At 61.1% G+C, this 25,110-nt stretch carries 22 protein-coding genes; 11 read left to right on the top strand and 11 right to left on the bottom strand.

The window, feature by feature from the left end; all coding sequences use genetic code 11:
* Positions 1 to 710 (bottom strand): aminotransferase class I/II-fold pyridoxal phosphate-dependent enzyme (locus tag AC0L2R_RS29305; RefSeq protein ID WP_473513020.1); only part of this gene is annotated, 710 nt, incomplete at its 3' end.
* A gap of 281 nt (positions 711 to 991) precedes the next feature.
* Here AC0L2R_RS29305 and AC0L2R_RS29300 point away from each other — a divergent pair.
* The gene (locus AC0L2R_RS29300) at positions 992 to 3,064 is read left to right on the top strand and encodes a putative bifunctional diguanylate cyclase/phosphodiesterase (protein ID WP_473513018.1); all 2,073 of its coding nucleotides are present in this window, start codon (positions 992 to 994) and stop codon (positions 3,062 to 3,064) included.
* 115 nt (positions 3,065 to 3,179) lie between these two features.
* On the opposite strand, the gene AC0L2R_RS29295 is transcribed toward AC0L2R_RS29300, so the two are convergent.
* A complete protein-coding gene (locus AC0L2R_RS29295) occupies positions 3,180 to 3,605 on the bottom strand; it encodes a MarR family winged helix-turn-helix transcriptional regulator (protein WP_027153887.1) in 426 nt (141 codons plus the stop codon).
* 116 nt (positions 3,606 to 3,721) lie between these two features.
* Between AC0L2R_RS29295 and AC0L2R_RS29290 the strand changes: the two genes are divergently transcribed.
* Together AC0L2R_RS29290 and queF are read left to right on the top strand one after the other, a co-directional pair.
* Entirely contained in the window at positions 3,722 to 4,129 is a 408-nt protein-coding gene (locus AC0L2R_RS29290) for a hypothetical protein (protein WP_091600611.1), read from the top strand.
* Between the two features lie 392 nt (positions 4,130 to 4,521).
* Positions 4,522 to 4,983, top strand: a complete 462-nt coding sequence (queF, locus tag AC0L2R_RS29285; RefSeq protein WP_473513016.1) for a preQ(1) synthase — start codon at positions 4,522 to 4,524, stop codon at positions 4,981 to 4,983.
* Positions 4,984 to 5,070: 87 nt separating this feature from the next.
* On the opposite strand, the gene AC0L2R_RS29280 is transcribed toward queF, so the two are convergent.
* From AC0L2R_RS29280 to AC0L2R_RS29270, 3 genes are all read right to left on the bottom strand, one after another.
* The gene (locus AC0L2R_RS29280) at positions 5,071 to 5,577 is read right to left on the bottom strand and encodes a hypothetical protein (RefSeq protein ID WP_473513015.1); all 507 of its coding nucleotides are present in this window, start codon (positions 5,575 to 5,577) and stop codon (positions 5,071 to 5,073) included.
* Between the two features lie 4 nt (positions 5,578 to 5,581).
* Entirely contained in the window at positions 5,582 to 6,061 is a 480-nt protein-coding gene (locus AC0L2R_RS29275; RefSeq protein ID WP_473513014.1) for a DUF3828 domain-containing protein, read from the bottom strand.
* Positions 6,062 to 6,170: 109 nt separating this feature from the next.
* Positions 6,171 to 7,049, bottom strand: a complete 879-nt coding sequence (locus AC0L2R_RS29270; RefSeq protein WP_473513012.1) for a LysR substrate-binding domain-containing protein — start codon at positions 7,047 to 7,049, stop codon at positions 6,171 to 6,173.
* 150 nt (positions 7,050 to 7,199) lie between these two features.
* On the opposite strand from AC0L2R_RS29270, the gene AC0L2R_RS29265 reads away from it, so the two are divergent.
* Both AC0L2R_RS29265 and AC0L2R_RS29260 read left to right on the top strand, forming a co-directional pair.
* Positions 7,200 to 8,438, top strand: coding sequence for an aromatic ring-hydroxylating oxygenase subunit alpha (locus AC0L2R_RS29265; protein ID WP_473513010.1), 1,239 nt, complete (start codon positions 7,200 to 7,202; stop codon positions 8,436 to 8,438).
* A gap of 4 nt (positions 8,439 to 8,442) precedes the next feature.
* The gene (locus tag AC0L2R_RS29260; protein WP_473513009.1) at positions 8,443 to 9,510 is read left to right on the top strand and encodes an FAD-binding oxidoreductase; all 1,068 of its coding nucleotides are present in this window, start codon (positions 8,443 to 8,445) and stop codon (positions 9,508 to 9,510) included.
* Between the two features lie 162 nt (positions 9,511 to 9,672).
* Here the strand turns inward: AC0L2R_RS29260 and AC0L2R_RS29255 are convergent, their stop codons facing one another.
* Complete coding sequence (locus tag AC0L2R_RS29255; protein ID WP_473513007.1) at positions 9,673 to 10,275, bottom strand: dimethylsulfoniopropionate lyase; 603 nt, start codon at positions 10,273 to 10,275, stop codon at positions 9,673 to 9,675.
* Between the two features lie 46 nt (positions 10,276 to 10,321).
* On the bottom strand, positions 10,322 to 12,358 hold the full coding sequence (locus AC0L2R_RS29250; protein ID WP_473513006.1) for an oxidoreductase: 2,037 nt from the start codon (positions 12,356 to 12,358) through the stop codon (positions 10,322 to 10,324).
* Between the two features lie 147 nt (positions 12,359 to 12,505).
* On the opposite strand from AC0L2R_RS29250, the gene AC0L2R_RS29245 reads away from it, so the two are divergent.
* From AC0L2R_RS29245 to AC0L2R_RS29235, 3 genes are read left to right on the top strand one after another with little or no spacing between them, the layout of a single operon-like run.
* Entirely contained in the window at positions 12,506 to 13,135 is a 630-nt protein-coding gene (locus tag AC0L2R_RS29245) for a TetR/AcrR family transcriptional regulator (protein ID WP_027153879.1), read from the top strand.
* Positions 13,136 to 13,159: 24 nt separating this feature from the next.
* Complete coding sequence (locus tag AC0L2R_RS29240) at positions 13,160 to 13,942, top strand: pyrroline-5-carboxylate reductase family protein (protein WP_473513031.1); 783 nt, start codon at positions 13,160 to 13,162, stop codon at positions 13,940 to 13,942.
* A 40-nt stretch (positions 13,943 to 13,982) separates the two neighbouring features.
* Positions 13,983 to 15,968: an oxidoreductase gene (locus AC0L2R_RS29235; RefSeq protein ID WP_473513005.1), complete on the top strand. Its 1,986-nt coding sequence runs from the start codon at positions 13,983 to 13,985 to the stop codon at positions 15,966 to 15,968.
* Here AC0L2R_RS29235 and AC0L2R_RS29230 read toward each other — a convergent pair.
* From AC0L2R_RS29230 to AC0L2R_RS29220, 3 genes are all read right to left on the bottom strand, one after another.
* Positions 15,963 to 16,658 carry a corrinoid protein gene (locus AC0L2R_RS29230; RefSeq protein WP_236473070.1) on the bottom strand — a complete coding sequence of 232 codons (696 nt, stop codon included), beginning with the start codon at positions 16,656 to 16,658 and terminating at the stop codon, positions 15,963 to 15,965. The two genes, AC0L2R_RS29235 and AC0L2R_RS29230, sit on opposite strands and share 6 nt — an antisense overlap.
* A gap of 96 nt (positions 16,659 to 16,754) precedes the next feature.
* The gene (locus tag AC0L2R_RS29225; protein WP_473513003.1) at positions 16,755 to 18,404 is read right to left on the bottom strand and encodes an ABC transporter substrate-binding protein; all 1,650 of its coding nucleotides are present in this window, start codon (positions 18,402 to 18,404) and stop codon (positions 16,755 to 16,757) included.
* Between the two features lie 42 nt (positions 18,405 to 18,446).
* Positions 18,447 to 19,997 carry a trimethylamine methyltransferase family protein gene (locus AC0L2R_RS29220; protein ID WP_473513001.1) on the bottom strand — a complete coding sequence of 517 codons (1,551 nt, stop codon included), beginning with the start codon at positions 19,995 to 19,997 and terminating at the stop codon, positions 18,447 to 18,449.
* A gap of 92 nt (positions 19,998 to 20,089) precedes the next feature.
* Here AC0L2R_RS29220 and AC0L2R_RS29215 point away from each other — a divergent pair, with 92 nt between their 5' ends.
* On the top strand, positions 20,090 to 20,992 hold the full coding sequence (locus AC0L2R_RS29215) for a LysR substrate-binding domain-containing protein (RefSeq protein ID WP_473513000.1): 903 nt from the start codon (positions 20,090 to 20,092) through the stop codon (positions 20,990 to 20,992).
* Between the two features lie 15 nt (positions 20,993 to 21,007).
* Here AC0L2R_RS29215 and AC0L2R_RS29210 read toward each other — a convergent pair whose 3' ends face one another.
* The gene (locus tag AC0L2R_RS29210) at positions 21,008 to 22,000 is read right to left on the bottom strand and encodes a zinc-dependent alcohol dehydrogenase family protein (RefSeq protein WP_473512998.1); all 993 of its coding nucleotides are present in this window, start codon (positions 21,998 to 22,000) and stop codon (positions 21,008 to 21,010) included.
* 104 nt (positions 22,001 to 22,104) lie between these two features.
* Here AC0L2R_RS29210 and AC0L2R_RS29205 point away from each other — a divergent pair, with 104 nt between their 5' ends.
* Together AC0L2R_RS29205 and mutL are read left to right on the top strand one after the other, a co-directional pair.
* Positions 22,105 to 23,007 (top strand): LysR family transcriptional regulator, encoded by a 903-nt coding sequence (locus AC0L2R_RS29205; RefSeq protein ID WP_473512997.1) that lies wholly within the window; start codon positions 22,105 to 22,107, stop codon positions 23,005 to 23,007.
* Between the two features lie 80 nt (positions 23,008 to 23,087).
* Complete coding sequence (mutL, locus tag AC0L2R_RS29200; RefSeq protein ID WP_473512995.1) at positions 23,088 to 24,947, top strand: DNA mismatch repair endonuclease MutL; 1,860 nt, start codon at positions 23,088 to 23,090, stop codon at positions 24,945 to 24,947.
* Positions 24,948 to 25,110: the final 163 nt, after the last annotated feature.

Genomic DNA, 25,110 nt, shown 5'->3' with positions numbered 1-25,110 from the left:
CCGGTGATGATGTCCACCCTGCCCTCGACGCCGCAATGCTCGGCCGAGCCGCGCCCGTTCTTGCCGACGAAGCCGACAGCATGGCTGTCGTCGACCATCACCATTGCATTGTGCTTGTCGGCGAGATCGCAGACGCCCTTCAGATTGGCGATGATGCCGTCCATGGAAAATACACCATCGGTGGCGATCAGCCGAAAACGGCAATCCATTGCCTCCTTCAGCCGCGCTTCCAGATCGGCCATGTCGTTGTTGGCGTAACGGAAACGCTTCGCCTTCGACAGCCGCACGCCGTCGATGATCGAGGCATGGTTCAGCGCGTCGGAAATGACCGCGTCCTCCTCGGAAAGCAGCGTCTCGAACAGACCGCCGTTGGCATCGAAGCAGGAACCGTAGAGGATTGTGTCCTCCATACCGAGGAAGTCAGAAATCGTCGCCTCGAGCTGCTTGTGCTCTTCCTGTGTGCCGCAGATGAAACGCACCGACGCCATGCCGTAGCCATAGCGGTCGAGTGCCTGCTTGGCCGCATCGCGCAAGTCGGCGCTATCGGCGAGGCCAAGATAATTGTTGGCGCAGAAATTCAGCACCCTCTCGCCGCCCACCTCGATCTTAGCCGATTGCGTCGAGGTGATCACCCGCTCGGATTTGTAGAGGCCGGCCGATTTCAGCCCTTGAAGCTCGCTGTCGATATGGGAGAGGAATGCCGCGCTCATGATCTGGCCCTGTTGAGATTCAATGGACTGTCGCCCCGCGCGGGCGAAAAATCCACCGCAAAAGCGACGGCTTCGGTGACCCGACGGTCAGTGGCCAGAATGCCGCCCCAGAATGCCGCCAAATGGCAGATGTTCAAATGCAGCTGCGGCGCGAAAGAAGGCGATAACCATTTTGCGAGCTTTCCACCGCTGCTGCTCTGTCGGCTTCCGGAGCTGTTAACCTTTCAAGCCAATGGTTCTCATACCCAACAATCTGTCGGCGAGAGGGACCGCCCCAGAAAATGTCGCAGCAACCGATGCAAACCATTTCGGGCAAGCTCATACTGCTGATCAAGGCAGGCTATTGGCTGGCGCTGCTGATCATTGCAGCCATGGTGATGGCCTCCTTCATCCTTCTCCAGCAGATGATGGCTGGCCATCGGCACGACGACACGCTGCTCGATATTGTCGGCATGCAAAAGGTGCTGTCGCAACGCATTGTCTTCCTTGCCAACGCGGCAGGAGCAGCTACGCCCAACCAACAACCGGCTCTGGTCACCGCATTCAAACAGGCCACGGCTGACTTCGAGAGGAACTACGACCTTCTGCTCGAGCGTGTGGTCGCCGACCCGGCGTCACCGGCAAGGATCGATCCAAAATCAGTCGAGAACGTCCTTTTCGCCAAGCCGTTTCATCTCGATTACTTCTCGGTCGGGCTTATCGCCAACGGCGAACGCCTGGTTTCGGCGTTTGAATCGCAACTCGGCATGGCCGACAATGGCGGCTACAAGGGTGGCGGCGAACGCGTCAACCTCGACGCTTCCGTCGCCAATGCGGCCCTGTCGGGCTATGCGGCACTCGGCCAGCGCATCAGCGCCCAAGCCGACGCGCGATCGGAGGGCCTTCTCGCTCTCCATCGAACGCTGTTCTACTCCACCCTCGGCGTCATCGTGCTGGTGGCACTTTTCATCTTCAGGCCGATGTCGAACACCATCCTGCGCAAGACGCGTGAACTGATCGATACCCGCAATTCCATGGCCTTCATCGCCGTGCATGACGGCCTTACCGGCCTGCACAACCGCACCTTCCTGACCGACCATTTCGATACGCTGATCAAAGGCGCGCAGCGCCGGCGAGAGCGGCTTGCGGCGGTCCACCTCGACCTCGACCGGTTCAAGCAGATCAATGACACGCTTGGCCACGCCGCCGGCGACTATGTGCTGGTGGTGACGGCGCAGCGCATGCGTGATTCCTGCCGGGCGTCGGACCTCTGCGTGCGTCTCGGCAGCGACGAATTCGTGATGATCCTCAACGGTGCCGGCGGCACCGAGGACATCAACACGGTCGCCGGGCGCGTCCTGTCGCAGATCAACGAACCGATCGTCTATCGGGGCGCGACCATCCTTCCGGGCGCCAGCGCCGGCGTCGCCGTCTATCCGGTCGACGCCGACAATGCGCAAGATCTGCTCGTCCACGCCGACCTCGCGCTCCACGCCGCCAAGAAGCAGGGTGGCGGCAGTCTCTCATTCTTCTCCGAGGCGTTGCGGCATGAACTCGACTACCGCAAGCGGCTCGAGCATGACATCAGGATCGCTATCGCGGAGAAGACGTTCCAGGTCTATTTCCAGCCACAGGTTTCGTTGTCGAACGGCACGATCGGCGGCATCGAGGCGCTGGTTCGCTGGAGACATGCCGAGCGCGGCATGATCGCACCGGGCGAGTTCATTCCCATCGCCGAGAAATGCGGACTCATGCCGGCGATCGGCCGCATCGTCATCGCCAAGGCAATCGGCGAGGCGGCGGAGTGGAACCGTGCCGGCATTGCCTTCGGACGGCTCGCCGTCAACGTCTCCGGCTCCGAATTGCGTGAGGCCGATTTCGACGCCTTCCTCTTCGGTGCGCTGGAAAAGTCTGGGCTGCCGCCACAAAAACTGTCGCTCGAGATCGTCGAATCCGTTATTCTCGACGACGAGAAGACCGGCATCGCGGCAAAGCTGCGGCACATCCGCGCCGCCGGCGTCCATCTTGAACTCGATGATTTCGGCACCGGCTACGCGTCGCTCAGCCACGTCAACCCGAACGAGATCGACAGGCTGAAGATCGATCGCCGCTTCGTCCAGAACATCAATGAGAACGGCGACAACACCAAGATCGTGCGTGCCATCACCGAACTCGCCCGCGGCCTTGGCATCTCGATCGTCGCCGAGGGCGCCGAAACCGAGGCTGAGCTCGATTCGCTGATGGCGATCGGCTGCGACCAGGTGCAGGGCTACTCGATCGCCTTCCCGATGCCGCAGGACCAGGTACGCGAATGGCTGGTCGCACGGGCGCCGAAGAGAGCCAGGCTGACGGTGCTGCAGGGTAGGCTGGCGTAAGGCGCCAAGCTGACACGCCGCTTCGGAAATGGCGGCCTGATGGGGTTACGGCCGGTCCGCAGCCGGCTGCCGCTACATCTTGGGCTCGCTGAAACAATGCGTTCGGCGGTTGGGATCAATCGACATTCGCCCGCAGCGTCGCCAAGACTTCCGCGAACTCCGCCAGCCTGTCGTCCGACAACCCGGTCCGCAGCCGCTTGTCGAAGGCAATGGCTGCCGTGCGCAATTTCAGGAACAGCGCCTCTCCCGCTTCGGTCAGTTCGACCTGATGGACGCGGCGGTTTTCCGGATCGCGGCGCCGGGTCAGCAAACCTTGCGTCTCCATCGCGTTCAGATGGTGGGTCAGCGTCGCGCCTTGGATTCCGATCATGCCGGCGAGCTCACGCTGGTTGGCCAGTTCGCGCGACTTGATCGACAACAGGGTGACCCAGACCGGCAGCGTGCCGCCCGCCTCGACCAACGTGGCGTCAAAGGCCTGGGCGACAAGTTTTGCGGTGCGGGCGAGATTCATCCCGACTGGCGGGCGGTCAAAAAGCGTCATGATCCGACACTAGAGTAAGGGAAAGGCCGATGGAACTGGCCCTTTGGCTTTACATTGACATCTAATCATTTGATATCTAACTTTGTGGTTGACGGTAGGAAAGGAGGAACGCGGTCATGCAGTATGTCTACATCATCGTCCTCGGCCTTCACGTATTGGCCGGTGTGTTCTGGGCTGGAACGACCATCGCTGTCGCCCGCGATCCGGAGATTCGGATCGAACGGTTTTTCCGGCCGCAAATGAACGCGGCCGGCATGGTTTTCCTGACCGGCGCCCTGCTCTGGTATTTCTTCCACAGCGGCTCTTTCGGTTCGATGGAAATGGTTCTGGCCCTGGGTATCGCGACGGCCTTGATTGCCGCCGGTGTTCAGGGAGCGCTGGTCGGCTCTGCCAGCAGGCGGCTTGCCGGCACTGACTCGGCGACGGAAACGCAGTTGCGCGCGAAAATGACAAGGGGCGAACGCATCGCTGGTGGGCTGCTGGTCATCACCGTGCTCTGCATGGCCACCGCCAGAATGTTTTGAGCGGCCAGCCGCTATCGCGGTTTAAGAGATCGTACGGTGTCTGGCTGCAAGCCGGCGGCGCAGCGCGCAGATCGGACCGACGTGCCTGGTGGCTCTCCGTGCGGAGGTTCGGCTGCGCGCCACCAAATCAAATCCGAAGTGATCTTCAGATCCATACCGTCCTCGGAAATAGGCCGGCTCGTGGCTGGTCGACATGACCCGGTTCTTCAGCGTCAAATGTTTGAGCTGATAGGGCTGGAGAAGCGGATCGCTGGTGGTCATCGTCTTCCTGTTTCAAATTGTGCTAATGAGCGGCAAATTTTTGTTTTTGCGCATGTCGTACCCAAGTCCGCGCATCCTCGGGTCGGGCCCGTGGGCAGGCTTTTGGGCGACATGCAGTAAGGAACCCGCCGATGACCGATACGAAAAACCTTACCCAGCTCGGCACCAACGTCGAGGCGCCAAAGAACCCTGACGCAGCAGTCCTGGAGACCGTGCCGTTCTCGCGCGGCGACGGGCCGCCAGCCATCGTTCGCTTCACCTGCCCGGAATTCACTTCGCTCTGCCCGGTCACCGGCCAGCCGGACTTCGCCCACATCGTCATCGACTATGCACCCGACACGCTGCTGGTGGAATCGAAGTCGCTGAAGCTGTTCATGACCTCGTTTCGCAACCATGGCGCCTTCCATGAAGAGTGCACCATCATGATCGGCCGCCGCATCATCGCTGCGACCAAACCACTGTGGTTGCGGATTGGCGGCTATTGGTATCCGCGCGGCGGCATTCCGATCGACGTATTCTGGCAGACCGGCGCGCCGCCGGAAGGCGCATGGCTGCCCGACACCGGTGTTGCGCCCTATCGCGGACGCGGCTGAATTCTGCTGCGAGATGTCCGGCGGGACAGCAGGATCGCCAACTCTGGTTTTCAATCGCCATCAGGCGATCAACTCATCGGTCCGTTCTCACTCACACTGATATTGGCTGAGCGCCCATTCGCCGGTCAGCGACAGAAGGTCCGATATCTTCCAGTCGCCGTCGACCTTTTTGAACTTCCATTCCAGCCGGTGCGGATTGCCGGCAACGATAAAGGCGACGACGACCTTGGCCTCATCGCCTTTGACCGCTTCAACTGTCTTCATGCTGTTGTCGATCTCGGCCCTGTCGTACGCCGCATTGTCGAGCGCCATGTTGGGATCGAGGCATTCGCCCTGCCCCGATTTCCGCAGCGCATCGCTTTTGTCGAGCACCGACTTCGCGGGATCGACGAAATGGCTGCGCTGAGCCGGATCGAGCTCGAGCCCGACATGCTCGTAAAACGGTTTCACCACCGCCGTCGGCGAACCCGGCCGCAGCGGAGCTGCCCGTGCATCTTCTGCTGAGAGCGGCGCGCCGAACAGGCCCTGGCCGGCAGTGCTGCACAAGCCCGCGGCCAGCAGGCACGCAGTCGCCAGGGCCACGGCGCGGGCCATGGCATCACTCCGGAGTCTGGCCAGCCAGGCATTCGAGCGCACTCAGCGTCCAGCCGCTGGTCTTCGAGGCGATGTCGGCTACCTTCCACTGGCCGTCGACCTTCTTCAGCGACCAGACCATTTCGCGTTTGGATTCATCGCCTTCCGGGAAAAGGTTGAACGTCACTGTCACGTTGGCGCTGTCGCCATCCACTGCTTCGGACAGCTTCAACGTCTTGGCGACTGTCTTCTCGTCAAAATCCTGCGCGTCGAGACCGGGGGCGAAGTCGATGCAAGGCACCTCGTCCGGCTTGTTCTTCTGCGCCTGGTCGTTGAGGTCGAACAGCCTTGTCACCGGCTCGGTGAAACGGTCGCGGTATTTCGCGTCGGCCTCGAACTTGACCTCGGGCATGTAGAAGAACTTCACCGCATTGGAGGCCGGCCCGGCCAGGGCGGCCGCAGGCGCTGCGATCGAGAGAGCGGCGGCAAGCACAATCAGTCTCATCCGATAATCTCCAGGCTTTCGTGGTGGGTACCCGTTCAATACCACGAATCCATAGCGAGCGCGGTGATGTGAAGCCGCCCGAAAAGTCAGCGAGCAAGAGAGCAGCTGCTCAAGCGCTTTTGGCGAGCCAGCTCGCAAAAAGCCGGGCTTTCGAACCTGCCCTGGGATGGATTTTCAGATAAAATGCCCTGGGTGAGGGAATGTTGTCGGGTACAAGTGTGACCAGCCGGCCCTGTTCCATCAGGCTTTTGACCAATCCATCCCACCCCAAGACCGCCCCGATATCATCCTGAGCGGCCTGGAGGGCAATCATGTAGTTGTTCACGGAAAACCTGCGGCCTTTTGGGATGGTGTGTCCAAGCGCTTGAAACCACTCCGGCCAGTTCGTCCAGTCGGTTTCCTCGTTGTTCATATGAATCAAAGGCGCCTTGAGCAGATCCTCAACTCGGCCAATGCCGTGCTCGGCGGCGAATTTTGGAGTTCCAAGCGCGACAATGCGATCTTGAAAAAGTTTGTGACACTCCTCGGGACTTTCCTGCGCATCTCCGTAATGAATACTTAGATCACAGCGGATCGCTGTTGCGGGCACGTCGCTGACGATCTGCGAGACAGTGATGGTGGGATGGCTCTTCCAGAAGGCTGAAATCTTCGGTGTAAGCCATAGCGAGCTGACGGCCGTCGTTGTCCGGATGGTCACGTCGGCGGTTTCCAGGCGATCGCGCATGTGAGTGACGGCGTCGGAAATCGTCTCAAGCCCGCGCTGCACGGCAACGAACAGGAACGCCCCTTTCTCAGTCAATTCGACGCCGCGGCTCAAGCGCAGGAACAGGTTGCATCCCAAGTCACCCTCAAGCGCCTTGATCTGGTGGCTGATCGCCGCGGGCGTCACATTCAATTCCTGGGCGGCGTTTTTGAAACTCGCATTTCGGGCGGCTGCCTCGAAGCAGATGAGAGCCGTCACCGAGGAGAGATCGTACGGTCTTGACATCAACGCTTCTTCGGACCCGCTTTTTGGATGGCTCGCTGAGTGCAACAGATTAGCTGAACTAAATCGTTCTGAAAATTAGTGCTGTTGCGCAAAAGGCCTTCAGGCAAGAAAATTTCATCTCAAATGTGCACGCCATCTATGGAATTCCGCATGAACGCCCCCTCGCCCTCGATCCAAGAATTGCTAGCGCGCCGCGTCTCGGGCTATGCCCTTGAGCAGCCCTTTTACACGTCGCCGACGATTTACCAGCTCGATCTCGAGCACATCTTCTACCAGGAATGGCTCTACGCGGCCCCGGCATGCCAGCTTGCGAAAGCCGGTAGCTACGTGACGTTGCGCGTGGGTGCCTATGAGGTGGTCATCGTGCGCGCCCGCGACGGTGAAATCCGCGCCTTCCACAATTCCTGCCGCCATCGCGGCTCGATGATTTGCAAGGCGCGCGAAGGCCAAGTGGCCAAACTCGTCTGCCCCTATCACCAGTGGACCTATGAGCTTGACGGTAAGCTCATCTGGGCAAATGACATGGGGCCCGACTTCGACATGTCCAACCACGGGCTGAAGCCGGTCCATCTGCGCAATCTTGCCGGCCTGATCTACGTCTGTCTGTCCGCTACGCCCCCAGACTTCGAACCATTTGCCGACCTGGCCCTTCCCTACCTAGAGGTCCATGACCTCAACAATGCGAAGGTCGCGCATACGTCGACCATCGTCGAGAAGGCCAACTGGAAGCTTGTGTGGGAAAACAACCGCGAATGCTACCACTGCAGCAGCAACCACCCGTCGCTCTGCCGCTCCTTCTCGCTCGACCCGGAAGTGGCGGGAGTCTCTGCTGACGGGTCGGTCTCGGCGACCCTCCAGGCGCATTTTGACCGTTGCGAAGCCTCAGGCGCGCCGGCACAGTTCCGGCTTGGCGGCAGCGGCCAATTTCGCCTGGCGCGGATTCCGCTGCAGCAAAAGGCGGTGAGCTACACGCTCGACGGCAAGGCTGCCGTTCACAAGAATCTTGGCCGGGTGGCTCTGCCCGAAGCAGGCTCGCTGTTGATGTTCCATTATCCAACGACCTGGAGCCACTTCCTGCCGGATCACTCCTTGACCTTCCGAGTCACGCCAATCAGCGCCACGGAGACCGAGGTCACCACCACCTGGCTGGTGAACAAAGATGCCGTCGAAGGGCTCGACTACGACCTCAAGCGCCTGACCGAGGTCTGGATCTCTACCAATGATGAAGACCGTGATATCGTCGAGACCAACCAGCAAGGGATCTTCTCTCCTGCCTATGTTCCCGGACCATATTCGCCGGTTCAGGAAAGCGGTGTGACCCAATTCGTCGATTGGTATGCGAACTGGCTTGGGCGCTCTCAGGCCTCGATGCGATTGGCCGCGGAGTGAAGCAATGAACGTGGTGGCAAAACCCAGGCTGGTTTTCTGGACCGACGCGGAAGAACTCGAATGTGCCTCCTTTCTTCCGGAGGCGCCGAACGTCCTGACATTTTGTTTCCGGTCGCCGTCCGGAGCGCTGTTCAATTTTTATCCGGGACAGTTCCTCACTTTGGAACTGCCCACTCCCGGCGGTCCGGTCTACCGGACCTACACGATATCCTCATCTCCGTCGCGGCCGACCTCGCTGACCATTACCGTAAAGGCGCAGGCCGACTCCGTCGGAACGCAGTGGATGTTTGACAGCCTCCGTCCGGGCATGCGCCTGCGGGCAATTGGTCCGGGGGGCACCTTCTCGATGGCGCATCAGCCAGCCGAAAAGTATCTTTTCATCTCAGCCGGCTCGGGCATCACACCGATGATGTCCATGACCACCCATCTGTATGATTCCGGAGTTGATCCGGACATCGTCTTTGTCCACTGCGCGCGCCGCCCTTCTGAGATCATCTTCCGTGAACGGCTGGAGCATATGGCGTCGCGCGTAACTGGCATCGACCTGAAATGGGTGGTTGAACAGACCGATCCATATAGGCCGTGGACCGGTTACAGAGGCATGTTCAACCAGTTGATGCTCGGACTGATGGCGCAGGATTATCTTGATCGCGAGGTGTTCTGCTGCGGGCCCGAGCCCTTCATGCAAGCCGTGCGCGAGGCGCTGGCCGGTCTCGGTTTCGACATGGCGCATTACCATCAGGAAAGCTTCCGCGCGCCGCTTCCTGAGGCCGAGAAGGTCCCGGATGACTTCGTTCCCGCCGAGAACAACGAGGCCGAGATCGAATTTGTCCTATCCGGCGTCTCGGCGAAATGCGTCGAGACCGATACGGTCCTGACTGCGGCACGGGCTGCGGGTCTGGTGATCCGATCGGGTTGCAGTATGGGGATATGCGGGACCTGCAAGGTTCGCAAAACCGAAGGCAATATTCATATGGTCCACAATGGCGGCATCACCGACGAAGAGATTGCCGACGGCTATTTCCTTGCTTGCTGTTCTAATCCGGTTGGCCGTGTGAAAGTCGAGATATAGCAACCATTCGCGATCTTTGATCAAGGCGCTTCTTCGAAAGCGGCAGCGCATTGACGGTCCGCGGTCAACCGAAGTCGATGATGAAGCTATTGATGAGTCACGCGCTTCACCCGCAAGGCGGTCTTGGCTCTTCCTCGGCCGGTAGCCGGGTTTCGGGTAAGTTCAGTGATGCGTCTGATCCACCAACAGCGCCCAGAATGCGAACAGCGGCCGATCCAGCGATCTCATTGCGTGTTTGATGCCTGGCGGATTGTAGAATGATCCACCGATGCCGGGCGAAAACCAATCCTTGTCACCATGCTTGAATTCGCCATGCGAAAGCACGAGGTAGGTTTCTTCCGGCGGATGATCGTGGTCGGGATACCGGACGTGAGGAGCCATCAAGGTGACGCCGAGCCACAGATCGTTTCTGTCCTCGAGGCCGCCCGGGCCAAGGATCATCGCGTTGGCGTGACCGTCGCGGAAATTGCTGCTGGCAGACGGGGCGGGATTTGATTTCAGCCGCCATTCGAGCAGCGGCTCGATCGCCTTGAAGCGCTCAATCAAGTTGCGGAGCGTAGGCGGGATCGCCTCTTCCGCCAACGCCGGGCCGAGATAGGAACAGACCGGCAAACGGCTCCCGGCCCTAGTCTTTTCAGGCCCGGGAACCTCCGATTGCGCGAAGAGCTGGATGATCGATCTGCGCGATCGCAGGTCGTGTGAGAACTGGTCGAAGGCCACGAACGCTGTGTCTAAAAAATATTGCACGGCCTCACTTCTGTTCATCTCGGAGCCCTTGTTGTGAGCGGACGCTATGGTCCGTTGCCGGACGTTAGATATCTTTCGCCAGTCGCAGGGCGTCGTAAATCGCGGCGTGGGTGTTGCGAGCTGAAACGGCGTCGCCGATACGAAAGAGTTGGAATTGGCCCTGCGCATTCCGCACCACCGACTGTGGTTGCCCGGCGATGAGCTCATCTTGCGAAATCTCTCCGTGATTGGTCGATTTTGGTTTCAGTTCGAAATAGATGTCGTCCAGCGGAATGGTGCCGTGATTGACGACAACCTGATCCACGACGCGCTGTTTGGATATGCCGCCGTAGTCACTGCCGACATTTGCAATGAGCTGATTGCCATTCTTTTCAACTGACTCGAGCCGATAAGTAACGGTGAAGGTCACATCGAGTTTTTGAAGAGACCTCATATAGGGCACGAGGTTCATAGCCATGACCTCGGGTGAGAATGACCGGTCCGGTGTCATGATTTCAACCTTCGCTCCGGCGCCGGCGAGGAATTCCGCGGCCTGGAGTGCCGCGTGGTCACCGGCGTCGTCGAAGATGAGGACATTGGTTCCCGGCTTTGCGTCTCCGGAGATGATGTCCCAAGACGACACCACGAACTCGTTGCCCTTGGAAAGGACGTCGGTGTGCGCCACCCCGCCCGTTGCGACGATGACAACGTCCGGATTTTCCGCCTCGATGGTTTCGGCTTCCGCCCAGGCATTGAACCTGATGGTCACTCCATGTTTTTCGCACTGGGCCATGCGCCAATCGATGATGCTCATCATCTCCTTGCGGCGCGGGCTCAGCGCTGTCAGCCGGATCTGCCCTCCAGGGTCGCTGGCGGCCTCGAAGACCACGACCTCGTGTCCCCGCTCACCCGCCACGCGGGCGGCCTCGAGGCCAGCCGGACCTGCACCGACGACGACAATCTTCTTGCGGCTGTCGGCCTTGGCGACAATATGCGGCATGGTCAGCTCACGGCCGGTCGCGGCGTTGTGAATGCAGTATGCCGCCCCGCCCTGATAGATACGGTCAAGGCAATAGTTAGCGCCCACGCAGGGCCTGATTTCGTCTTCGCGCTTTTCGATGATCTTGCGCACGATGTGGGGGTCGGTCATATGCGCGCGCGTCATGCCGATCATGTCCACCTTGCCCGATGCGATCGCGTGGCGGGCAGTCGCCACATCCGGTATTTTCGCTGCGTGGAAAGTTGGGAAGTTGGTCGCGGCACGAATCTCACCGGCAAAATCAAGATGCGGCGCATTCGCCATTCCCTGAATTGGAATGACGTCCGTCAGGCCCGCATCGGTATCGATGTGCCCGCGGATCACGTTGAGGTAATCGATCAGTCCGCTTTCCTTGAGACGCTTGGAGATTTCCATGCCCTCGGACTTGCCAGTGCCACCGGGGAGACGTTCATCCGCAGTATATCGCACGCCCAGGATGAAGTCCTCGCCGACCCGTGACCGGATCGCCTTCAAGACATCCATGCAGAAGCGCATGCGGTTATCAAGCGAACCGCCATAAGGGCCGTCAAGTTCGTTCGTGAGAGGAGACGTGAACTGGTCGAGCAGGTGGCCGTAAGCCTCCAACTCGACGCCATCCATCCCGCCCGCCTTCATCCGCTCAGCGGCGTCCGCAAAGTCCTTGATAATGCGCTCGATATCCCAGTCTTCAATTTTCTTGGGAAACGCGCGGTGGGAGGCTTCACGATGATGGGACGGCGCCAGAACGGGAAGCCAGTCACCTTTGTCCCAGCGTGTACGCCGTCCAAGATGGGTTAGCTGGATCATGATGGCGGCGCCCTCTTCGTGCACCGCATCTGTCATCTGCCTGATCCACGGCACGATCTCGTCCTTGTAGGCGAGCAGGTTGTTGAAAACCGGGGGGCTGTCCTTCGAGACCGCAGCGGACCCGGCTGTCATCGTCATCGCCACACCGCCCTTCGCCCTTTCAACCGTATAGGCGAGATAGCGCTCCTTCGGCATCCCGTCCTCCGGATAAGCCGGCTCGTGGGAGGTCACGATGATGCGATTGCGCAGGGTCAAATGCTTGAGTTTGTACGGCTGCAGGAGGGGATCGCTCGACATCTGACGGACTCCGGGCTGAGATGGCAAGTGCGAACGCTATCGAAAATGTACATGCATGTCAAGTTTCGCTTCTGAGAAGTCGATAGAGTCGACATATGTGTACATTTTGCTGGTTTTCACTTTGATATTTTGTTAGGCTGATCACTCATGGAGCAAATTTCGAACGATAGCGGATGGCGCGGATCGCCGGAGGGGTGGCTTGAAGCCGCCTACGACCTGCTTCTTGAATCCGGCGTCGACACGGTGAGAATATCGCCACTGGCCAAGAAATTGGGCCTGTCGCGCACCAGCTTCTATTGGTTCTTCAAGGATAGAGAAGAACTGTTGGCTGCCCTCGTGACCCGTTGGCGGGACAAGAACACCGGCAACCTCGTCAAGCAGGCTGAGGCATATGCCGAGACGGTCGCCGAAGCGATGCTGAACGTTTTCGACTGCTGGCTCGACAAATCCTTGTTCGATTCCCAGTTCGAGTTCGCAGTCAGAAGCTGGGCGCTTCAATCCCCTGACATCCTGGCGGAGGTGCAGAAAGCCGACCAGACGCGTCTCGATGCGTTGAGCCAGATGTTTGTCCGCTTTGGTTACGACGAAGGCTCAGCCGATGTTCGAGCGCGCACCATCTACCTCGTGCAGATCGGCTACATCTCAATGCAGACCAGCGAAGATCTCGCGGACCGCATGAAGCGCATTCCCGGGTACGTGGAGATTTTTACAGGTAAGGCCCCGCGGAAGCGCGAACTCGACCGGTTCTTTGCCAGACACGGCCATTCGGCGGGCTGAGGAAGCGTTTCAACGGGTGAACCCCTGAGCATCGGAATAATCGGCGGAGGTGGCTGGCTTGGACGCGCTATCGCCGAGGCCATTATTGATGCGCAAATAGTCGCCGCAGAGCACCTCACGCTCTCTCATCGAACTGGGCAACCCGACTTTCTGCCAAACGCTACATGGACCAGGGACAACCAGGAACTGGTGGATCGATCTGAAGTCATCATCGTCTCGGTCCGGCCCCAGGATTGGCCTGCCATCGACATTACTGCGTCCGGCAAGCTCGCCATGTCGGTTATGGCCGGGATCACTCTCGACCAACTGGCGGGACGTCTTAAAACCGACCGCGTCGTCCGCACGCTTCCGAATGCAGCGGCAGAGGTGCGGAATTCCTATACTCCCTGGATAAGCTCTCAGAGCGTCACTGCGGATGACCGCAATGTCGTTCGCCGGATTCTGGAGGCCTGTGGCGCTGCCGATGAAGTCAAAAGCGAAGCAGATATCGATTATCTGACGGGCCTGACTGGATCCGGTCCAGCCTTTCCGGCGCTCTTGGCGGCAGCGATGATGGACGATGCCGTCAGCCGAGGAATGGATCCAGATATTGCCCGGCGGAGCGTCAGCGCGGTGCTTGTTGGAACCGGAAAACTCCTCGAGGCTCGTCCAGACAATCCCCAAGATATCGTCCAGACCTTCCTCGACTACCGCGGCACCACCGCGGCAGCGATCGAGGCGATGCGCGCAGCCGGGTTTGAATCTGCCGTGGCAGACGGCCTTGCCGCGGCGCTCCAGAAATCCGTGACTATGGGACAAGCCACCTGACTGCCGCCCGAGGCCTTCCTCCGACCGCTGGTGTGATATTATGTCAAAACTCTTTCCGCGTCTGTTTTCACCTGCAAAGCTAGGCAGTCGCACCCTCCGAAACCGGATCGTGTTCGGGGCTCATACCGCCAACATGGCCGAAAATGGCGTGCCGACCGAACGACACGTTGCCTACTATGCCGAGCGAGCGCTCGGTGGGGCCGGCATGATTGTTGTCGAACCCATGCCCGTCCATCAGGCCGCCGTCCTGACACGCGGCAATTTTCGACCTGACGACGATAGCGTCATTCCTCATTTCCAACAGGTCACGCGCGCGATCAAGGACCACGGGGCGATCGCCATCCAGCAGCTCTATCACGTCGGAGCGCACGGGGATTCGGACAACTCATTTCACGCGCATTGGTCGCCCTCGGGCCTGCCGAGCTATCATGACAGCGACGGTTCCCACGCCATGTCCGAGGGTGAGATTTGGGAAACCATCGACAGCTTCGTTCAGGCGGCGCGCCGCTGCCAGGAAGCCGGTTTCGACGGCGTCGAAGTCTGGGCTGCCTATCTCGGACTGGTCGATCAGTTCTGGACGCCCTGGACAAACCGACGCGAGGACCAATGGGGAGGGTCGCTCGACAACCGCACGCGGATCTCGCGCGAAATCCTAACCCGCATCCGCGAAACATGCGGCCTCGATTTCATCATTGGACTCTCGGTCAGCGACGAACCCGACTACACAGTAGCGCTCAGTCGCCAGGAACTGGCGGAGATCATTCGGCTGCACGATGAGCAGGGGCTGATCGATTACGTGACCTGCGGCACTGGCAGCTACCTCGATTTCTACAAGATAATGCCGACGTTTCTCTATCCGGAGAAGCTTGGCACCGATCTCTCGACGACCCTCAAGGCCGCGGTCAAGAAGGCCCTCGTGGTCGCCGAAAGCCACATCAGGACGCCTGAAAACGCCGAAACCGTGCTCGGCGAGAAAGCTGCAGATCTGGTCTCGATCGTCCGGGGCCAGATCGCCGATCCGCATCTGGCACGCAAAGCCGCGGCGGACCGGCCCGAGGATGTGCGCGGATGCATATCCTGCAACCAGATGTGCTGGGGCCGTCGTTCCCGCGACTACTGGATCAGCTGCCTTATCAATCCCTCTGCGGGGCGCGAGTTTGAATGGGGTGGTGACCGGTTCACGTCCGCCGCCATCAAGAAACGGGTGCTTGTCGTCGGCGGCGGTCCCGCCGGCCTCGAGACGGCCCGGGTTGCCGCCGAGCGGGGTCACGACGTGGTGCTGGCTGAAGCCTCCAGTAGGCTGGGCGGGAACTTTCTGCTCGCCGGCCTTCAGCCGCGCCGCGGGCAAATCCTCGACCTTCTTGGGTGGTATGAGCGCCAGCTCAGCCAACTGAATGTCGACGTACGACTGAACACCTACGTCGAGGCGCCGGACATCGCCTCTTTCCAAGCTGACACCGTCATCCTGGCCACGGGGTCGGTGTCTCCCGAAACCGGCTTTCAGAAGGCTTTGCCGGCAATGCCGAGCCTGCCAGGCATAGAAAAGGGCAATGTTTTCTCGATCGAGTCCGTTATGGCCCGCCATGCACGACCAGGTAAGCGCGTGCTTTTGCTCGACGAGGGCGGAGGCTGGCGCGGTTGTGGCACGGCCTGGAAACTTGCCGAGGATGGCCATCAAGTGACCATTCTCACACCCGACCCGCTGATCGGCAAGGAACTGCAGCGAACGGCTGCCGATTTCCCGCTTCGACGGACATTGCGCCAGCTTGGCGTCACATGGTTGTTGGATGTCAGCGTGCTGGAATGGCACGGGGACGGCGTGACCATCGTTGACCACAACACCCGTGAAGAGAGCTTTGTGCCGGGCGATTGCCTTGTTCTCGCAACCACCAATGTGGCGGCGAATTGGCTGGCGAAAGAGTTGGAAAGCACGTCCCAGCCTTTCATGGAGGTCGGCGACGCCGTCGCTCCGCGCCAAGCGCCCTACGCCTTCCACGAAGGACGGAAAGTTGCCTTGCGGCTATGATACGCGGACGTTGTGCTTGCGCTTCATAAAATCCTTGGCGGTCTCGACTGCCACGGCCGCGTCGCGGCAATAGGCGTCGGCGCCGACGGCCTTGCCGAATTCCTCGTTGAGCGGGGCACCGCCGACCAGCACGACGTAGTCGTCGCGGATGCCCTTTTCCTTCATCGTGTCGATGACGACCTTCATGTAGGGCATGGTCGTCGTCAGCAGCGCCGACATGCCGATGATGTCAGGCTGGTGCTGTTCGATGGCGTCGAGGTATTTTTCCACCGCATTGTTGATGCCGAGGTCGATGACGTCGAAGCCGGCGCCCTCCATCATCATGCCGACAAGGTTCTTGCCGATGTCGTGGATGTCGCCCTTGACGGTGCCGATCACCATCTTGCCCTGCTTCGGCGCGCCGGTGGCGACAAGCAGCGGACGCAGGATGAACATGCCCGCCTTCATCGCGTTGGCCGACAACAGCACTTCCGGCACGAACAGGATGCCGTCGCGAAAATCCTCGCCGACGATGCGCATGCCTTCGACCAGCGCCTCGGTCAGCACCTTGTAAGGCGCCCAGCCGCGCTCGAGAAGGATGTTGGTGCCTTCCTCGATCTCTTCCTTCAGCCCGTCATAAAGGTCGTCGTGCATCTGCTGCACGAGTTCGTCGTCGGAAAGCTCGGAAAGGATGATCTCGTCGTCGGACATGTTTGACGCACTCACTGATTTCAATGGCTTGCGGTCCGCCGGCACCTGTTTTCTGCAACGGGTGCCGGCGGGTCATTGCCAGCCTTGGGAGGTAACTCAGGCGTCCAGCCAGACGTTCTGAAGATCCATCTCGAAAGTCTGGTGGACCGCGTAGTTCTTCACCTTCTTGTTCATGTGGCTGTACAGCTTCTGCCAGAACGGCTGAATGATGACGCCCGAATCCTGCAGGATCTGCTCGACGTCCTTCATGACCTCGCGGCGCTTCTCCACGTCGATGAGTGAGAGGGCCTGCTTGAGCTTGGCGTCGAAATCAGGATTCGAATACGCCGTTTCATTCCAGGCCTCGCCGGTGCGATAGCCGAGCGCCAACACCTGAACGCCGAGTGGGCGCATATACCAGATGGTCATGGAATAGGGGTATTTCGTCCAGTCGTTCCAGAAGGTCGACCCCGGCAGCACCGTGCGCTTCACCTTGATCCCGGCATCGCGCAGCTGGCCGGCAATCGCGTCGCCGGTGTTCTTTTGCCAATCGTCCTCGACGGTGATCAGTTCATGCTCGAAATCGGCCTGTCCGGCCTCGGCCATCAGCTTCTTGGCGCCGGCCGCATCGCGTGTCTTCTTGGGCAGCGGAAAATATTCCGGATGGATCGGGCTGACATGGTGGTTTTCACCTGGGGTGCCGCGCCCGGCGTAGCCAAGTTCGAGCACCGCATTGTTGTCGACGGCCATCTGCAGGGCGTTGCGTACCCGCTGGTCATCATAAGGCTTGTGCGTGATGTTGGTGCGGGCAACGAGCGTGGTTGCTGTCGCGACCTCCGATTTCACCAGATCCATCTGGTCGAGGATGTCGATGAAGTCGGCGGGCGTCTCGAAATTGACGTCGATTTCCTCGGATTCGAATGCATTCACCGAGGCGTTGAAGTCGGTGCCGTAGTCGATGAATTCGACGCTGTCGAGCGGCGCTTCACCGCCCCACCATTTGCCATTCTCGCGACGCTTGACGACCGCGTTCTGGCCGACCGAATAAGACACAAGCTCGAAAGGCCCGGTGCCGATCGGCTTGGCGAGCGGATCGGCGCCATCGGTATCGAATTTGCGGTGGACGACGAGCGCTGGATAGTCGGTGAAGTTCGGGATCAGCGAGATATCAGGTTCGTTCAGCTTCAGCTTGACCGTGTTGTCGTCGACCTTGGTGATCGCCCCGTCCCTGGCCTTGCCGGTCTTGGCGTCGATCAGCGCACCGACGCGGGCGGCCATCGAATTGCCGGCGGCATCCTTCTCGCACCAGCGCGTCAGATTGTAGACCACGTCGTCGGCGTTGAAGGCGTCGCCATTGTTCCAGGTGATGCCCTTGCGCAGATGCAGCACGTATTCGGTGGCGTCATCGTTGACGTCCCAGCTCTCGAGCAGGACCGGCTCGAAAGTGAATTCGCGGGTGTAGCGGACAAGCGGCTCGAGCCAGCAGCGCGAAATGTTCGCAAGCTCCACCCAGTCGTAAGTACGCGGATCCTTCTGCGCCTTCACCGACATCGATACGCGCAGCGTTCCGCCTTTCTTGGGCTCTTCGGCCAAAGCCCGTCCCGGCACCGCAAGACCGATCATAGCGTAGGCAAGGGCAGTCGATGCCCCGAACGCGCTTGCCAGCGCCAGAAACTCGCGCCGGTCCATCCGGCCCGAGCGGGCTTCTTCAGCCATCGCTTCGATAACGCTGGGGACACGATCACCGTTGTTTCTGAAGAGTGCCATTATTTCCTCCCTTATGGTTGCCTTTGGGTCTTCGCCCGTGGATTAACTAACGCTGTCCGGCAGCTTCTCCTCGCGCAGCGCGATCAAATCTTTGAGACCATCGGCGATGCCGTCATCGAGCTTCGGCTCCTCATAATCGGCGAGCATACTACGCGCTTTCTCGCGGCCGCGCGTGTCGTGGTCCTTTGCCCCTTCAGCCTTCCACTGTTCGTAGGAATTGAAGTCCATGATGCTGGGCATGAAGAAAGCGGACTGGAAATGCTCGAGCGTGTGCTGGGTGCCGAGAAAATGGCCCTGCGGCCCGACCTCGCGGATCGCCGCCATCGCTTCCTTGAAATCGTCGAACGGCAGGCCGCCGGCATATTTGTACCAGCCGACAAGCTGTTCGCAGTCGGTCGCGAATTTTGAATAGCCGCAGGTCAGGCCGGCCTCGAGCCATCCGGCGGAGTGCCAGATGTAGTTGGCGCCGGCAAGGATGGCGGCATGCATCAGCATGTTCGCCTCGTAGCCTGCCTGGGCGTCGTTGAGTTTCGACCCGACATGGAAGCCCGACGTGCGCCATGGCAGCCGGTATTTCCGCGCCAGTGCTCCCATCAAATACATCATCTGGGCGGCCTCGGGCGTGCCACCCATCGGCGCGCCGGTCTTCATGTCGACCGTGACCATGAATTGTCCGTAGATCTGCGGTGAACCCGGACGCAGCAGCTGCGTGAAGGCGACGCCCGCCAGCGCTTCGGCATTGACCTGCGCCACCGCTCCCACCGCCGAGGCCGAAGTCGAGGCGCCGCACAGCGCGAACGGCGCCAGGATCAACGGCTGGTTGTGACGCGCATAGACCTTCATCGCGTCCAGCATGGTGGCGTCCCATACCAGTGGCGAGTTGCAATTGGTGATCGCGACCAACACCGGGTTGTCGCGGACAAAATCCTCGCCGAACACGATGCCCGCCATCGCCATCGTGTCTTCGGCGCGATCTTTTGATGTCACGATGCCCATGAACGGCTTGTCGGAATGCTTCAGCGCCGAATGAATGATGTGGAGGTGCCGCTTCGGCACCGCAATTTCCATCGGCTCGCAGATGATCGAGCTCGACGAATGCAGCGCTGGCGCCGTATAGGCGAGCTTGTGGAAATTGTTGAGGTCGGCGAGCGTGCCATAGCGCCTGACGTTGTCGAGGTCGCGTACGTAAGGCGCGCCGTACATTGGCACGAAGATGGAATTCTTGCCGCCGACGCGGACCGAGCGCTCGGGGTTGCGCGCATTGAGCGTGAACTCCGGCGGGACTTTCGAGACCAGCTCCATCAAGAGCGCGCGGTCAATGCGGACGCGCGTCTCAGAGACATCGGCTCCGGCGGCCTGCCACAGTGCTATGGCCTCGTCGTCGCGGAACTCGCAACCAACCTCTTCGAGGATCGACAGCGACTCCTGGTGGATCAGCTCGACAGCCTCGTCCGGGACCATTTGGTATGTGGGTATGTTGCGAACCAGCGTCGGAAACGACGCCATCGGAGTTCCCCGCAGCGCCTTGCGGCCCAGGCGGCCGCCACCTCGGCGGCTGGCGTGTTCGGTGACTTCGGCGGCCGGTGCGTTCATGGCAACTCTATCCTCCCAGAGCCAGTCAACTTAGCGAGACAAAATACAGCTGTGACGCTGGAAAATCCTGATCTCTTGTATAAGTTCAGCTTATGCGAAGCCTGCGCCACCTGCTGCCGTCCGCCGGCAGCCTGATCGTTTTCGAAGCCGCCGGCCGGCTGTCGAGTTTTACCGCCGCCGGGCGGGAGCTCGGCATGACGCAGGCTGCCGTGTCGTATGCGATCCGCGGGCTTGAAGAGCAGCTCGGCGCGAAACTCTTCCAGCGCCGCCATCGTCAGGTCAGCCTTACCGAAGCCGGCGAGCGTTTCCACGCCGACGTCTCGCTCGGCCTGTCGCACATCCGCAAGTCGGCGGAGGATCTGCGCCTACAGGCGACCGGCGGCCATGTCACGCTCGCTGCCTCGACCGCCTTCGCCTCGTTCTGGATGATGCCGCGCCTGCAGCAGTTTCGCGACGAACTGCCGGGCATCGACCTGCGCATCCAGACCGCCGACCGCGATCTCGACATCATCGCCGAAGACATCCCGCTCGGCGTTCGCGGCGGCGAACCCCGGGAATGGCCGGACTATCATTCGCTGCCGCTCGCCGATGAGGAAATATTCCCGGTTGCCGGCGCGAGCTATGTGGCGCGGTTCGGACTGCCGGAGAGCGTCGAGGATCTGCCATCGCACCGGCTCATCCATCTCGAAGAGCCGTTTCGCGAAGCCGCGAGTTGGGACGAGTGGTTCCAGTCGGCCGGGGTCACCATCACCGATGCCGGGCGCGGTTTGCGCATCAACGATTATGCGCTGGTGATCCAGGCGGTCATGGAAGGCCAGGGCATTGCGCTCGGCTGGGGCCACCTCGCCGAGCGCCTGCTGGCGTCGGGTCTGCTGGTGCGTGCGACCGGCCACACGATGACGACCGGCAAGGGCTTTCATGTCATCTGGTCGAGAACCCGCGACCTCAGCGACAATGCCCGCAAGGTGCGGGACTGGCTGGCGGCGCAGGCGTGAGGCTCCCATTAATGCTCAATCAACCGTCACGACGATCTTGCCGAATTGCTCGTTCGACTCGAGAAAGCGATGCGCTTCGACGATCTGCTCGAATGAAAAGGTTTTGGCGATTACCGGCTTTAGCGAACCCGACATCAATCCGTCGAGGATGAACGCCTTGGCAGCTTCCAACTTCACCGGATCGCCAGTGATCTCGTGGACGAGATAGCCGCGCAGCGTCAGCGTCTTGGCCAGCACATCGAACAGCGGGAACGGCGTCGGCTCGGGGCTCAAGCCGCCATATTCGATGAGAATGCCACCCCGTGCCATCGCCGCCGTCAGAGGTTCGAAAATCGGGCCGCCGACTGCGTCGAAAACCACTCGGATGTTGTCCGGACTGGCGATTTCCTTCAGCCGGGCTTCCATATCTTCGTCCGCTGAAGCGACGACATGGGCCGCCCCGAACTTGAGCAGGGCCTCTCTCTTGGCAGATGTCCGCGTCACCGCGATCGCGGTCGCACCAACGATGTTGGCAATCTGGATCGCGGCAAGTCCGACACTGCTCGATGCCGCCGTAATGACGACGACGTCGTCTCTGCTGAGCTTGGCAATGTCGATCAGTGCGCCATAGGCGGTGAGATATTGCATCCAGACGGCTGCCGCCTCTTCCCAGGTAAGCGATGGCGGGTGCTTGGCCACGAGATGGGCGGGATATGTGGCAATCTCACCATAGGCGGGCCAGCGGGCCATCGATAATGGCGGCACGACGCTGACGGCGTCACCTGGCGCAAAACCGTGCACGGCTTCGCCGACCGCTTCGACGACACCCGCTGCCTCAAGGCCAAGACCGGAAGGCAACGGCGGCGTCTGGATATAAGTGCCCGAACGCAGCAGCGCCTCGGCCCGGTTGAGACCCAATGCCTTGACCCGGATCTGAATCTCGCCCCGACCGAGCGCTGGAATATCGAGATTCTCGATGCGCAGAACCTCGGGACCACCATGCTCATGAAAGCGAACAACACGTGCCATGCGGCCATAACTCCAAAATATTTGAACCGAATACGCTATGCCATCGGCCACCCGGCAGATAAATGCTTGCTTGGGCAAGACAGTAGAAACTGGGAGTTTTGAATATGGATCGCCTTACGAGCATGGCCGTGTTCGTCAAAACCGTCGATCTTGGCTCGTTCGCGGCGACTGCTGCCGCTCTCGATCTGTCCGGACCGATGGTCGGCAAGCATGTCCGGTTTCTCGAGGAGCGTCTGGGCGTGCGCCTCATCAACCGGACCACACGCCGCCAGAGCCTGACCGACTTCGGGCGCGCCTACTATGAGCGCTGCCGGATGGTACTCGCTGAAGCCGAAGCTGCGGATGCACTGGCGGCCGATCAACTTTCCGAACCACGCGGAAAGCTGCGCGTCATCATGCCCGTACACTTCGGCCGGCGCTGCGTTGCCCCGATCCTGCTGGAGCTTGCGCAGCGATATCCCGCTCTGGAACTCGACCTGTCTTTCAGCGATCCCATCGCCGATCTTGCAGAGGATGGCTGCGATCTTGCCATCCGGACCGGCAATCTAGAGGACCAGGCCGGCGTGATGGCGCGTCGCGTCGCGCGCCAGCGCATGGTCGTCTGCGCGTCGCCATCCTATCTCGAGATGCACGGGCAGCCACGGCGGGTAGAGGATCTCGGCAGCCACCAGACCATCATCTACCGCCGTTCGGGCCGTGTCGTTCAACCGTGGCTGTTTCCGCGTGATGGCCAGCGTGCGCTGGAGGTCATGCCGGTCAGCCGGCTGCGGCTCGACGACCTCGCTGCGATCGCCGATGCTGCGGCAGCCGGCATGGGGCTCGCCTGGCTGCCATACTGGCTGGTCCGTGAGCGCATTCAGGCCGGCGCACTTGTCGTGCTGTTGCCGGAACAGCCGGAATTTCTTTACGACGCCTATGGGCTCTGGCTGCAGACGCCTCACTTGCCGCTGAAGGTCCGCCTTGCCGTCGACGCGCTGGCAGCGGCACTGCCCAGGCTGATGACGTGAAATGCAGGAGCACGGTGAGCGGCGCGGATTCCTGAATTCGCCCCTCCCGCTTGGGCGACGAATCCGCGTATAGTACCCCCATGCCCATTCGCCAGCTTTCCGAAACGATGATCAACCAGATCGCCGCCGGCGAAGTCATCGAGCGTCCGGCAAGCGTGGTCAAGGAACTGGTCGAGAACGCACTCGATGCCGGCGCTGGGAGAATAGAGATCGTCACCGCCGGCGGTGGGCTGAACCTGATCCGCGTCACCGACGACGGCTCGGGCATCCCGGAAAAGGAACTGCCGCTGGCGATCGCACGCCATTGCACCTCGAAGCTCGCCGATGACATTCACGACATCCGCTCGCTCGGCTTTCGCGGCGAAGCGCTGCCGTCGATCGGCTCGGTGGCGCGGCTGTCGATCCGCTCGCGCACCGCCAACGGCGACAGCGCCGCCGAGATCGGTACCGAGGGCGGGCGCGTGTCCGCCGTCAAGCCGGCGGCCGCCAATCGCGGCACCACGGTCGAGGTGCGCGACCTGTTCTTCGCCACGCCGGCGCGGCTCAAATTCATGAAGGGCGAGCGCGCCGAAAGCTCGGCGACCAGCGACGTGATCAAGCGTATCGCGATCGCTTTCCCGGCCGTGCGCTTCACGCTGGCCGGTTCCGACCGCTCGACGCTGGAACTGCCGGCGACCGACGACAGCGCGGAAGGCCGGCTGCGCCGCGTCGCGCAAGTGATGGGCGCTGACTTTCCGGCCAACGCGATCGCCATCGACGCCATGCGCGACGGTGTGCATCTTGCCGGCCACGTTTCGTTACCATCCTTCAGCCGCGCCAACGCGCTGCAGCAATACGCCTATGTCAACGGCCGGCCGGTGCGCGACAAGCTGATTGCCGGCGCCATCCGCGGCGCCTTCGCCGACGTGCTGCCGCGCGACCGCCATGCGGTGACGGTGCTGTTCCTGACGCTCAATCCGGCCATCGTCGACGTCAATGTCCACCCGGCCAAGGCCGACGTCCGCTTTCGCGATCCGGGGCTGGTGCGCGGGCTGATCGTCGGCGCCATTCGCGAGGCGCTGGCCACTGCCGGCATCCGTGCCGCCACATCAGGAGCGGCCGGCATGATAGCGGCATTCCGGCCGGGCGCGGCGTCCTATGCGCATGCCGGGCCGGCCAACGGCCATCGCAGCTACGAAGCCGCCTACCGGGCCTCCGGCTTCGCCGGTTTCGATCCTTCCCGCTCGCCGCAACGGCCGCTGGATGCAGGATTTGCCAATGGCGGCTTCGGCGAAAACGATCAGGCGGCGTTCGATGCCGGTTCGCTGCACAGCGCCGACGCGCGCGCCGGACAGAACGAAGCGGCGGAGACCCTGCTCGGCATGGCGCTGGGCGCCGCACGGGCGCAAGTGCACGAGAATTATATCGTCGCGCAGACCAGGGATTCGCTTGTCATCGTCGACCAGCATGCGGCGCATGAGCGGCTGGTCTACGAGGCGCTGAAGGACGCATTGCATTCACGCGCCGTGCCGTCGCAGATGCTGCTTTTGCCCGAGATCGTCGATCTGCCGGAAGAGGATGCAGAGCGGCTCGCCTTGCATTCCGAAACACTGGCCCGCTTCGGCCTCGCCGTCGAACGCTTCGGCCCGGGTGCGGTTGCGGTGCGCGAGACGCCGTCGATGCTCGGCGAAACCAATGTCCAGCAGCTGGTGCGCGACCTTGCCGACGAGATCGCCGACAACGACACCGTCGACACGCTGAAAGAGCGGCTGGACAGGATAGCCGCGACCATGGCCTGCCACGGCTCGGTGCGTTCCGGCCGCCTGCTCAAGCCGGAAGAGATGAACGCACTGCTGCGCCAGATGGAGGCGACGCCCGGGTCCGGCACCTGCAACCACGGCCGCCCGACCTATATCGAGCTCAGGCTCGCCGACATTGAGCGACTGTTCGGGCGGCGGTGAAGGGACTGAGCTTTTCAGTTCTGACGGCGCAGCCCCCTCTCCGGGGGGGGGGGGGGGGCCCCCCCCCCCCAAAAAAAAGTGCGGGGGGGACCACAAAAAAAAAACCGCCCCCCCCCCAAAAATGGGTTTAAGCCCCCCCCAAAAGGGGGGGGGGGGGGTTGTT

This window comes from Mesorhizobium sp. WSM4820 (genome assembly GCF_055811075.1).
The sequence above is the reverse complement of the archived record's forward strand: the minus strand, read 5'-3'. Positions and strand labels throughout refer to the sequence as shown.

Bases quoted from the DNA above. Each gene is read 5' to 3' on its own strand.
- AC0L2R_RS29250 (WP_473513006.1), bottom strand. From the start codon at position 12,358: ATGTCGAGCGATCCCCTCCTGCAGCCGTACAAACTCAAGCATTTGACC.
- AC0L2R_RS29220 (WP_473513001.1), bottom strand. From the start codon at position 19,997: ATGAACGCACCGGCCGCCGAAGTCACCGAACACGCCAGCCGCCGAGGT.
- AC0L2R_RS29270 (WP_473513012.1), bottom strand. From the start codon at position 7,049: ATGTCAAGACCGTACGATCTCTCCTCGGTGACGGCTCTCATCTGCTTC.
- AC0L2R_RS29215 (WP_473513000.1), top strand. From the start codon at position 20,090: ATGCGAAGCCTGCGCCACCTGCTGCCGTCCGCCGGCAGCCTGATCGTT.
- AC0L2R_RS29225 (WP_473513003.1), bottom strand. From the start codon at position 18,404: ATGGCACTCTTCAGAAACAACGGTGATCGTGTCCCCAGCGTTATCGAA.
- AC0L2R_RS29255 (WP_473513007.1), bottom strand. From the start codon at position 10,275: ATGAACAGAAGTGAGGCCGTGCAATATTTTTTAGACACAGCGTTCGTG.
- AC0L2R_RS29265 (WP_473513010.1), top strand. From the start codon at position 7,200: ATGAACGCCCCCTCGCCCTCGATCCAAGAATTGCTAGCGCGCCGCGTC.
- mutL (WP_473512995.1), top strand. From the start codon at position 23,088: ATGCCCATTCGCCAGCTTTCCGAAACGATGATCAACCAGATCGCCGCC.
- queF (WP_473513016.1), top strand. From the start codon at position 4,522: ATGACCGATACGAAAAACCTTACCCAGCTCGGCACCAACGTCGAGGCG.
- AC0L2R_RS29300 (WP_473513018.1), top strand. From the start codon at position 992: ATGTCGCAGCAACCGATGCAAACCATTTCGGGCAAGCTCATACTGCTG.
- AC0L2R_RS29275 (WP_473513014.1), bottom strand. From the start codon at position 6,061: ATGAGACTGATTGTGCTTGCCGCCGCTCTCTCGATCGCAGCGCCTGCG.
- AC0L2R_RS29290 (WP_091600611.1), top strand. From the start codon at position 3,722: ATGCAGTATGTCTACATCATCGTCCTCGGCCTTCACGTATTGGCCGGT.
- AC0L2R_RS29210 (WP_473512998.1), bottom strand. From the start codon at position 22,000: ATGGCACGTGTTGTTCGCTTTCATGAGCATGGTGGTCCCGAGGTTCTG.
- AC0L2R_RS29235 (WP_473513005.1), top strand. From the start codon at position 13,983: ATGTCAAAACTCTTTCCGCGTCTGTTTTCACCTGCAAAGCTAGGCAGT.
- AC0L2R_RS29260 (WP_473513009.1), top strand. From the start codon at position 8,443: ATGAACGTGGTGGCAAAACCCAGGCTGGTTTTCTGGACCGACGCGGAA.
- AC0L2R_RS29205 (WP_473512997.1), top strand. From the start codon at position 22,105: ATGGATCGCCTTACGAGCATGGCCGTGTTCGTCAAAACCGTCGATCTT.
- AC0L2R_RS29230 (WP_236473070.1), bottom strand. From the start codon at position 16,658: ATGTCCGACGACGAGATCATCCTTTCCGAGCTTTCCGACGACGAACTC.
- AC0L2R_RS29295 (WP_027153887.1), bottom strand. From the start codon at position 3,605: ATGACGCTTTTTGACCGCCCGCCAGTCGGGATGAATCTCGCCCGCACC.
- AC0L2R_RS29280 (WP_473513015.1), bottom strand. From the start codon at position 5,577: ATGGCCCGCGCCGTGGCCCTGGCGACTGCGTGCCTGCTGGCCGCGGGC.
- AC0L2R_RS29245 (WP_027153879.1), top strand. From the start codon at position 12,506: ATGGAGCAAATTTCGAACGATAGCGGATGGCGCGGATCGCCGGAGGGG.